Source organism: Phocaeicola coprocola DSM 17136, assembly GCF_000154845.1.
Classification (GTDB): domain Bacteria; phylum Bacteroidota; class Bacteroidia; order Bacteroidales; family Bacteroidaceae; genus Phocaeicola; species Phocaeicola coprocola.
The window spans coordinates 147,689-157,029 of the sequence record NZ_DS981490.1 but is presented as its reverse complement, the minus strand read 5'-3'; the positions used below and the strand labels follow the sequence as shown (position 1 = coordinate 157,029).

The 9,341-nt window shown below is 38.5% G+C and carries 9 protein-coding genes, 1 tRNA gene and 3 pseudogenes; 3 read left to right on the top strand and 10 right to left on the bottom strand.

The window, feature by feature from the left end; all coding sequences use genetic code 11:
- Window positions 1–143 precede the first annotated feature (143 nt).
- Window positions 144–1,928 (bottom strand): 30S ribosomal protein S1, encoded by a 1,785-nt coding sequence (gene rpsA / locus BACCOP_RS12970; protein WP_007569796.1) that lies wholly within the window; start codon window positions 1,926–1,928, stop codon window positions 144–146.
- A 353-nt stretch (window positions 1,929–2,281) separates the two neighbouring features.
- A complete protein-coding gene (locus tag BACCOP_RS12960) occupies window positions 2,282–2,986 on the bottom strand; it encodes an SIMPL domain-containing protein (protein ID WP_007569794.1) in 705 nt (234 codons plus the stop codon).
- 140 nt (window positions 2,987–3,126) lie between these two features.
- Between BACCOP_RS12960 and BACCOP_RS12955 the strand changes: the two genes are divergently transcribed.
- Together BACCOP_RS12955 and BACCOP_RS12950 are read left to right on the top strand one after the other, a co-directional pair.
- Window positions 3,127–3,513, top strand: a complete 387-nt coding sequence (locus BACCOP_RS12955; RefSeq protein WP_007565224.1) for an ISAon1 family transposase N-terminal region protein — start codon at window positions 3,127–3,129, stop codon at window positions 3,511–3,513.
- Window positions 3,479–3,769 (top strand): annotated as a pseudogene (locus tag BACCOP_RS12950) (ISAon1 family transposase); the annotation flags it as partial. The gene BACCOP_RS12955 and the pseudogene BACCOP_RS12950, both read left to right, overlap by 35 nt.
- A gap of 13 nt (window positions 3,770–3,782) precedes the next feature.
- Here the strand turns inward: BACCOP_RS12950 and BACCOP_RS12945 are convergent.
- Both BACCOP_RS12945 and BACCOP_RS12940 read right to left on the bottom strand, forming a co-directional pair.
- Window positions 3,783–4,774, bottom strand: a pseudogene (locus tag BACCOP_RS12945) (ISAon1 family transposase).
- Entirely contained in the window at window positions 4,740–5,126 is a 387-nt protein-coding gene (locus BACCOP_RS12940; protein ID WP_007565224.1) for an ISAon1 family transposase N-terminal region protein, read from the bottom strand. Before BACCOP_RS12940 ends, BACCOP_RS12945 begins: the two are co-directional and overlap by 35 nt.
- 63 nt (window positions 5,127–5,189) lie before the next feature.
- Between BACCOP_RS12940 and BACCOP_RS12935 the strand changes: the two are divergent.
- Window positions 5,190–5,900: pseudogene (locus BACCOP_RS12935) on the top strand (ISAon1 family transposase); the annotation flags it as partial.
- Between the two features lie 92 nt (window positions 5,901–5,992).
- On the opposite strand, the gene BACCOP_RS12930 reads toward BACCOP_RS12935, so the two are convergent.
- The 6 genes from BACCOP_RS12930 to BACCOP_RS12905 form a co-directional block, all read right to left on the bottom strand.
- Window positions 5,993–6,086, bottom strand: a tRNA-Gly gene (locus BACCOP_RS12930).
- Between the two features lie 507 nt (window positions 6,087–6,593).
- Window positions 6,594–7,061, bottom strand: coding sequence for a hypothetical protein (locus BACCOP_RS12925; protein ID WP_007569774.1), 468 nt, complete (start codon window positions 7,059–7,061; stop codon window positions 6,594–6,596).
- Between the two features lie 21 nt (window positions 7,062–7,082).
- Window positions 7,083–7,718 (bottom strand): XAC2610-related protein, encoded by a 636-nt coding sequence (locus tag BACCOP_RS12920; RefSeq protein ID WP_007569772.1) that lies wholly within the window; start codon window positions 7,716–7,718, stop codon window positions 7,083–7,085.
- Window positions 7,718–8,578, bottom strand: a complete 861-nt coding sequence (locus BACCOP_RS12915) for a penicillin-binding transpeptidase domain-containing protein (RefSeq protein ID WP_007569770.1) — start codon at window positions 8,576–8,578, stop codon at window positions 7,718–7,720. The genes BACCOP_RS12920 and BACCOP_RS12915 overlap by 1 nt, the downstream gene beginning before the upstream one ends.
- A gap of 23 nt (window positions 8,579–8,601) precedes the next feature.
- Entirely contained in the window at window positions 8,602–8,979 is a 378-nt protein-coding gene (locus BACCOP_RS12910) for a hypothetical protein (RefSeq protein ID WP_007569769.1), read from the bottom strand.
- Between the two features lie 13 nt (window positions 8,980–8,992).
- Complete coding sequence (locus BACCOP_RS12905) at window positions 8,993–9,337, bottom strand: hypothetical protein (RefSeq protein ID WP_007569768.1); 345 nt, start codon at window positions 9,335–9,337, stop codon at window positions 8,993–8,995.
- Window positions 9,338–9,341 lie beyond the last annotated feature (4 nt).

The window sequence follows — 9,341 nt, the reverse complement described above, 5'->3', positions numbered from 1 at the left end:
TCGTATCTCGAATGGTACCCAAAATAGGAACCGCCGTATGCCGAACGGCACGTACGGTGGTGTGAGAGGTCGGTGAACATGAAAATAGGAGATAAACACCTATGATTAATGTTTACCTCCTACTCGATTCTAGAATTTAAGAATTATTTCTTACCTTCCAATTGTTCTTTCAAAGCAGCCAATGCATCGATGTCACCCAAAGTTGTAGAAGCAGCCTGGTTCTGAATCATAGGAGCTTCTTCTTTCTTAGATGATTTCTTTGTAGCTTTCTTTTCTGCTTTTTCTTCAGCTTTTGCTGCATCTTCGAAAATACGGCTGTGAGACAAGATGATTCTCTTAGCGTCTTTGTTGAATTCGATTACTTTGAATTCCAACTTTTCGTCCAACTGAGCCTGTGAACCATCTTCCTTAACCAAGTGTTTCGGAGTTGCGAAACCTTCAACACCGTAAGGCAATGCTACTACAGCACCTTTATCCAACATTTCGATGATAGTACCTTCGTGGATAGAACCTACAGTAAATACAGTTTCGAATACATCCCATGGATTTTCTTCCAACTGTTTGTGACCAAGGCTCAAACGACGGTTTTCTTTGTCGATTTCCAATACCTGAACTTCGATATCTGCACCAATCTGAGTAAATTCTGATGGGTGTTTGATTTTCTTAGTCCAAGACAGGTCTGAGATGTGAATCAAACCGTCTACACCTTCTTCGATTTCTACAAATACACCGAAGTTAGTGAAGTTACGTACTTTAGCAGTGTGCTTAGAACCTACAGGATACTTTTCTTCGATAGTTTCCCATGGATCAGCTTTCAGCTGTTTGATACCCAAAGACATCTTACGTTCTTCACGATCCAAAGTCAAGATTACAGCTTCGATTTCATCACCAACTTTCATGAAGTCCTGAGCTGAACGCAAGTGCTGTGACCAAGACATTTCAGAAACGTGGATCAAACCTTCTACGCCCGGAGCGATTTCGATGAATGCTCCGTAATCAGCCATAACGACAACTTTACCTTTAACGTGATCACCAACTTTCAAGTTTGGATCAAGGCTATCCCATGGATGCGGAGTCAATTGCTTCAAACCTAAAGCGATACGTTTCTTTTCATCATCGAAGTCAAGGATAACTACATTCAACTTCTGATCCAAAGAAACAACTTCGCGAGGATCGCTTACACGGCCCCATGACAAGTCTGTGATGTGGATCAAACCGTCTACGCCGCCCAAGTCGATGAATACACCGTAAGATGTGATATTTTTAACAGTACCTTCAAGTACCTGACCTTTTTCAAGTTTACCGATGATTTCTTTCTTCTGCTGTTCCAGTTCAGCTTCGATAAGAGCTTTGTGAGAAACAACAACGTTTTTGAATTCCTGGTTGATTTTAACAACTTTGAATTCCATAGTCTTTCCTACGAATACATCGTAGTCACGGATAGGTTTAACATCAATCTGAGAACCCGGCAAGAATGCCTCGATACCGAATACGTCAACGATCATACCACCCTTAGTGCGGCACTTGATGTAACCCTTAATGATTTCTTCATTTTCAAGAGCTGCGTTAACACGATCCCAAGAACGAGTAGCACGAGCTTTCTTGTGTGACAGAATCAACTGTCCTTTTTTGTCTTCCTGGTTTTCGATGTATACTTCTACAGTATCACCAACTTTCAAATCAGGATTGTAACGGAATTCGCTCAACGGAATGATACCGTCTGATTTGTAGCCAATGTTAACTACAACTTCGCGTTTGTTCATTGCGATTACAGTACCATCTACAACCTCACGGTCGTTAACCTTGTTCAAGGTGCTGTCATAAGCTTTTTCAAGTTCTTCTTTGCTTACGTTGGTTACTGCATCACCGCTTTCATAAGCATCCCAGTTGAAATCTTCAATAGGAGCAATGTTTTTTAAGTTTTCCATTAAATTAATAAATTGTTTGTAAATAACTAATTGTGTTAGACTTTATATTGTTTATATAAATCGGCTGCAAAAGTACAATAAAATCCTGAATGATACAACATTTCATGATTTTTTTGATAGAAACTTTAAGAGATATTGGGAATTTCTGGTTAGGCTGTGTTAGGTTATGCTTCCAGTCTTACTTTATGTTTATAGTTGGATTCTTGTATAAGCAGGTTTGGATGTTTTGCTTCTTCTCGTGGAGGAAGATAGGAGAGAAGTGTTATGGGTTTATAAAAAAACTCGCGTGCAGGTGGATTGTTTTGCACGCGAGCTCTGCTTCTTATATATTCTTTTGATGTCTGATTAATCTGTTAATCTTCTAACGAATAATCAATAGTCGTAACTACACGCACTTTCTTAATATAAGGAGTATTGGCGTCACGATCTGTAATAGTGAACTGTCCTTGATTGGCGTGCCGTATTTTTCCTAGTTCGCTTTCCGAGTCTTTTGCAAATTTTTCCGCAGCCTGACGTGCGTTTTTGGTTGCTTCTTCTATCATTTGAGGTTTGATAGAATTAAGTCCCGTGTATTCATACTGCACATTGTACCGGTAGTCGCCTCCTGTTACTGCAATACCTCTTTTTAGCAATTCACCTTGTTCTGCTATAAGGCTTCTTACTAAATCCACTTTATTTGAAGTTACTGTAATGACAGTTGTAACGTTGTATCGGTAGGGACTATTGTCATTATTGCTGTATCGTTCAGCTTTTAGATCAATGATTTCAGGGGCATTAATGCTGATTTCTTTCTCGTCTATACCTTTTTCTATAAGAAACTGAGTAATGATTTTATTTGAGTTCTTTATATTGTCGTATAGAGCATTCAAGTCGTTGCCTAAGCTTTTGTACATAAGTGGCCATGTGACCTTATCAGCCGGTACTTCCATTTCTGCAAGTCCTTTGACATTTACGCTTCTGTCGCGTTCTGCGAACGATTTAAATCCTTTTTGGATGCAAATTCCCAGCAATAACAATCCGATTGCAAGGATTAATGATTCAATTCTAAAGTTCTTCATAATGGTTTAGTCTTTAATAGTTGGTTAGATAAATTTCTAAACCTAAGATAGTGATTAAAATCGAAAGGTGTGCTTTCGGGTCAGTAGAAATTTAGTGGGGATTATTTTTTATACTCGTAAAGTATTGCTTACTTCGCATTATGAAAAACGATTATTTGAATATGCTAGCCAGCCTCGTGTTGCCGGCTCAGATATTAGATTACTTTCTTATCTCTGGAGTTGAACAAACCTCTCAAGAGATTCATATTAGTCTGGATGAAAAGATGAATTCCAAGTTAAGCAATGACGAACATTTTGAATCCAAAGGTTTTATGGAAGCTGTTAATGTGACAGACTTTCCCATACGGGACCATAAGGTAATCCTCAAGATCAGACGTCGTCGTTGGACGGACTTGCGCACAGGTAAAAGTTTCAGTATTCCCATCGACCTCGATGTTGTAGCCAAGGGAACCAGATACTCCAAAGAATTTGGGGCTTTTTTAAAAGAAACGTATGGAGACATCCCCAGTGACCTGCCGTACGCTTGAGGAATTCTATCATATAGATGGTCATACATTTGAAAAACAGTACAAGGAGGTTCTCAGCGGATATCGTAATTGGGAACAGTTATCCCATGCCGGTGAATGGATGCTGTTTCCGGAAAATATGGGACCGTATCTGGCGATTGACGAGACCTCACTCTCCAACGGTGAACTTTACACCTTTGTAACCAACCGTGATGCCTGTACGAGAGAGTGCTCCCTGGTAGCTGTCGTGGCAGGAACTAAATCAGAGGATGTAATGGGTCAGTAGAAATTTAGTGGGGATACGCATATAGCTTCGCAATGCGGAATAAAAAGAACTTCTTATCAGCTACTCCTCTTAGATTTGCTCTGAACAGTTTAATTTTTGCATTGAACGATTCTGCCATCGCATTTGAAGAACGATGGTTGTAGAAATTCAGTATTTCATCTAGTGCTCATAGAAAGTAGCAGCAATGACATTAAAAGAATGCATCCCTGCTTCTTCTACTTTATTATACCATCGTGCCATAGCCAGACGTGCAGCGTCCTTTATGGTGTTCTTAGAGAAAATCATCCGCAGGGAATGGCACAAACCGTATGCCTTTTTGATGTCAGGGTATTCCTCAAATAGGATTGCTGCCCTTTGCTTCTGTTTTTCTGTCCATTTATCAGCTGACTTGAAAAGCAGATACCGGGAGCGTATAAGTAATTCCCTACGGGTATCGCCATTGGAATATCGGTATGGGACATAATCTTCGTTCTTCCGCTTAGCTTCTTCCATTTCCTCATTGGCCTGCTGTATGGCATCCCAACGGTGTTTGATGCGTAATTCCTGCACAGCATCACAAGCTAATCTCTGAATGTGAAAACGGTCTATCACACGGCTGGCTTCAGGAAATGCAGTCCGTACAATCTTGCGCATGGAGTCTGAAAGGTCAAGTGTCACTTCTTTAACGGCATAACGGCTTTCCTCGTCAATTCGTTGCAGCACAGCTATTACATCCTCTGATTTAGTTCCTGCCACGACAGCTACCAGGGAGCACTCTCTCGTACAGGCATCACGGTTGGTTACAAAGGTGTAAAGTTCACCGTTGGAGAGTGAGGTCTCGTCAATCGCCAGATACGGTCCCATATTTTCCGGAAACAGCATCCATTCACCGGCATGGGATAACTGTTCCCAATTACGATATCCGCTGAGAACCTCCTTGTACTGTTTTTCAAATGTATGACCATCTATATGATAGAATTCCTCAAGCGTACGGCAGGTCACTGGGGATGTCTCCATACGTTTCTTTTAAAAAAGCCCCAAATTCTTTGGAGTATCTGGTTCCCTTGGCTACAACATCGAGGTCGATGGGAATACTGAAACTTTTACCTGTGCGCAAGTCCGTCCAACGACGACGTCTGATCTTGAGGATTACCTTATGGTCCCGTATGGGAAAGTCTGTCACATTAACAGCTTCCATAAAACCTTTGGATTCAAAATGTTCGTCATTGCTTAACTTGGAATTCATCTTTTCATCCAGACTAATATGAATCTCTTGAGAGGTTTGTTCAACTCCAGAGATAAGAAAGTAATCTAATATCTGAGCCGGCAACACGAGGCTGGCTAGCATGTTCAAATAATCGTTTTTCATAATGCGAAGTAAGCAATACTTTACGAGTATAAAAAATAATCCCCACGAAATTTCTACTGACCCGATGTAATAGCTGTGCTGCAACGAATTGACGAGGAAAGCCGTTATGCCGTTAAAGAAGTGACACTTGACCTTTCAGACTCCATGCGCAAGATTGTACGGACTGCATTTCCTGAAGCCAGCCGTGTGATAGACCGTTTTCACATTCAGAGATTAGCTTGTGATGCTGTGCAGGAATTACGCATCAAACACCGTTGGGATGCCATACAGCAGGCCAATGAGGAAATGGAAGAAGCTAAGCGGAAGAACGAAGATTATGTCCCATACCGATATTCCAATGGCGATACCCGTAGGGAATTACTTATACGCTCCCGGTATCTGCTTTTCAAGTCAGCTGATAAATGGACAGAAAAACAGAAGCAAAGGGCAGCAATCCTATTTGAGGAATACCCTGACATCAAAAAGGCATACGGTTTGTGCCATTCCCTGCGGATGATTTTCTCTAAGAACACCATAAAGGACGCTGCACGTCTGGCTATGGCACGATGGTATAATAAAGTAGAAGAAGCAGGGATGCATTCTTTTAATGTCATTGCTGCTACTTTCTATGAGCACTATGATGAAATACTGAATTTCTACAACCATCGTTCTTCAAATGCGATGGCAGAATCGTTCAATGCAAAAATTAAACTGTTCAGAGCAAATCTAAGAGGCGTAGCTGATAAGAAGTTCTTTTTATTCCGCATTGCGAAGCTATATGCGTATCCCCACTAAATTTCTACTGACCCGTGCTTTCCGTTTGGTTTTATTAAATATTGAAGGGTAAAATAAAAAAAAGACCATGAATCTCATGGTCTTTTCAGAAGAGCGGAAGACGGGACTCAAACCCGCGACCCTCAGCTTGGAAGGCTAATGTCCTTTAATCCGTAGGATTAAAGGCAACCAACTGAGCTACTTCCGTTTATATCTTATTAGAAGAAGTCCTTTCAAGTTGCGGTTTACATGTTGGTTTACACGTAAACAAGATAGATTCAACAATAAATTAATAATCTCTTTGCAGCTTCAAACTGCACCACAAAGTTAGTCAATATTACGCTGTTATGCAATGATTCTTTCTTATAGTTTTGCTTTTGACTATCAGTTTTTTATCTATCTAATGATATAGTATATAATAGTATAGAGTAGCTTTTCTGCTAACTCAAAAAACATTCATATACTGTATTCCATTATATAATAGAATAGCGGTAGCTAAATCAGCAACGGGTATGTAAAGCCGTTTTTCTCAAAAATCTGTCTGCTGGAAATACGCTTCAATTACTTGGTATTCTCTGTAACTCTGAATAGAGTTGTATAACACATAGTTTATGGTTAATAGATATTTGTTCAGAACTGAAAAAGCCAACTTATCCGTAATTGGGTAGGTTGGCTTTTTGCGTATAGGTTTACGAAGAATACTATTGCAATCTCTTAATTGTTTTTGTTATAGACAAATACGTTGAGAACTCCATCAGGAGAATCTACTGGATAATATGCAATATATTCATATTCACCTAAGCACTGCCATAAGAAATTAAATTCATGCGGAAGTTCGGGAAACTTTTCAATCAGATTCTCTTTAGTTATCTCTTCATTTACATAAATATCACAGCGGTTTATTATATAGAAATATTGCTCCTCCGTGAATGGATGAAATTCTGTAACATAAGCACCGCCATCCAATCCCGAAGAACTATATGATGGTCTGAACTTTATACTTTGCTCCACTTCATTTATCCTAAGTTCTGTTTCAATATAGTCCGTATTAGTTGATAAATCTCCTAAATAGATGCCATAAGCATAATACACATTGGGGTCTTCTTCATTGTCATCACTGCAAGAAGTGAAATTCACGCACAAGGCTAATAAAACCATTCCAACTAATCTAAATATTTTCATTTCTATTTGATTTTTAAATAATTATTCTGATTGTACTAATTCAACTTTATCTCCTTTTAGTTGATAGGTATTATTGATAGTATTGTTCCATCCATTAGAGCCGTAAACAGTAATGGTCTTGTTCTTTGAATCAAACTCACATTGTCCGTTTTCTAATTCTGTAAATGGTGCTTCTGCTTTCCGTATAAAGTAACCGTATGGGCTAATATCGTACACATCATAGGCATTTGATTCTCTTGAACCACTTTTATAGCGGTTGATAATAAACTCATCTTCTCCATCAAAATCAACATCAGAAAAGAAGAAAGGAGAATCATCCGAAAGGTATTCTTCGCTCTCTAATTTGGCTGTATAGTCCAATTCTATAACAGTGTTGTGCGGATATGTGTTACCCTTATCATACAGAATCTTATCAGTCCATTTCTCCGCAAAGTAGTAGTATTGTACTCCTTGTTTCTCTAAACAGAATAGAGCATTACCTACCTCACCATATTGCAACCACATAACCTTTACTGTATATCCGTTTATAGGCTGTTTGTATTTTATGTATATATGTGGCTGATTAAAGCACTCAAATTCTTGCGGAACAGATGTCTTGTCTGTTTTGCAAGCCGCTAAACTAAGTAGCCCAATAATGATAAATAGCAATCTTCTCATTATCTTTCATTCATAATATCAACAATCTGCCTAAAAACATCACCTGCCATCAGTCCACCGCTTGCAGGTAATTCTGTCTTATTAATGGTAACGATAACACTGTATTTCGGATTATCGGCAGGGAAGTAACCGCAAAATTCTACCGCATATTCACCGTTCGGAAGTTGAATTGTTCCCGTTGCTCCAGCTACTTTAACTTTATCTGATTGGGCAGGTTTAGCTAATCCATTAGAAACAGAGTATTCCAATGCTTCTTTTATGGCAGTCTTACTTTTAGCTATGTAATTAAAGAAAGTCAAGTTCTGTAATGGAGTGGTGAGAATGCCATATCCCAAAGGATTATAAACAAGACTTGTGTCTTTCACTTGATAACCATACTTTGCAAGTGCTTCCGAAAAGGCTTGTTCATTCTCAAATACTTTTTTTACTATTTTGTAATTGGCGATATTGGATGCTACTCCAAAGCCTTGTTCCACTGTGATTTTTCCATATCCACCCCTATGCCAATTATGGTCGCACAATGTATCTTTACCAATAGCTAAGACACCATCTGCAACATCTATCGAATCGGATAGTTTGACTGCCTTTGTTTCCAATACTGCCAAAAGTGAAGCGATACGCACTAATCCCGATTCTTGCAGAATAGAATCAGAACCAACAGAAACTTTAATTTCTCCCGTCCGTACTTCCATTATAATAACTTGCCCTACCGTAGCATTAAGTTCGGATAGCTTGTTTTGCAGGATAGAATCAACACTTACTTGTAAAGTGCTGTCTATGGTAGAAACTTGTTCCGCTTTTTGTTTGGTGCAGGCTATAAATGTAGCTATGCTAATTAAAAGGATAACAGTATTTTTCATGGTAGTTTATGTAAATGGAAATATCATTCATTACTCTTATAAAAGCAATATGCCATTATTACAATATTTATAATATTGTATAAAATAGTTAGGATAACAGCGACACTATCCCACATGCTTTCCCAATGATTAGCCATAAGTGCAAGAAATCCAGTGACAAATAGAATTGTACATGCCCCGTCCATATCACGCCCATTTTTTATTCCTACTCTTATTTCAGCTATAATCGCGGAAATACAAGCTATTCCAGAGTATGTGTATATTCTATAATTACTAATTTCCACTAATGTACAAGATGACATATCAACCCATGAACATACAATATTCCAAGCAATAAGCCCGACTATAAAATAAATGATAGCTGCAATAATCAGACATACAATATATTTGAGAATATCCATAATTATCAAGATGTTATTTGCTATTAATCCGCTTATAAACAAGTATAACGGTTTGTCCTCTAAAAGTTCCTCCTATGGTAATTCTACTTAATACACCATTCACTCTATTAGAAACGATTACCACTCCACTTTCACCAAAGCCTTTGTATTCGTAACCATCTTTAGATATTAGAGTAACGGTCTCATTTTTATAAGTTACAGTAGCTTTAGATTCACTAATAAGATGGGCTGTAATATTTGAAGCACTTACAGTCGTCACTTTCTCATTGTCAATAACTGCATAATCAAACTTGTATTCATCAGCATATAGATTGATACTGAATGCGATTAATATGAATGCTAAGAATTTGAATTTCATACAT

Coding starts and splice junctions, on each gene's coding strand:
- BACCOP_RS12910 (WP_007569769.1), bottom strand. CDS start 8,979: ATGGATATTCTCAAATATATTGTATGTCTGATTATTGCAGCTATCATT.
- BACCOP_RS12915 (WP_007569770.1), bottom strand. CDS start 8,578: ATGAAAAATACTGTTATCCTTTTAATTAGCATAGCTACATTTATAGCC.
- BACCOP_RS12925 (WP_007569774.1), bottom strand. CDS start 7,061: ATGAAAATATTTAGATTAGTTGGAATGGTTTTATTAGCCTTGTGCGTG.
- BACCOP_RS12920 (WP_007569772.1), bottom strand. CDS start 7,718: ATGAGAAGATTGCTATTTATCATTATTGGGCTACTTAGTTTAGCGGCT.
- BACCOP_RS12905 (WP_007569768.1), bottom strand. CDS start 9,337: ATGAAATTCAAATTCTTAGCATTCATATTAATCGCATTCAGTATCAAT.
- BACCOP_RS12955 (WP_007565224.1), top strand. CDS start 3,127: ATGAAAAACGATTATTTGAATATGCTAGCCAGCCTCGTGTTGCCGGCT.
- BACCOP_RS12960 (WP_007569794.1), bottom strand. CDS start 2,986: ATGAAGAACTTTAGAATTGAATCATTAATCCTTGCAATCGGATTGTTA.
- BACCOP_RS12940 (WP_007565224.1), bottom strand. CDS start 5,126: ATGAAAAACGATTATTTGAACATGCTAGCCAGCCTCGTGTTGCCGGCT.
- rpsA (WP_007569796.1), bottom strand. CDS start 1,928: ATGGAAAACTTAAAAAACATTGCTCCTATTGAAGATTTCAACTGGGAT.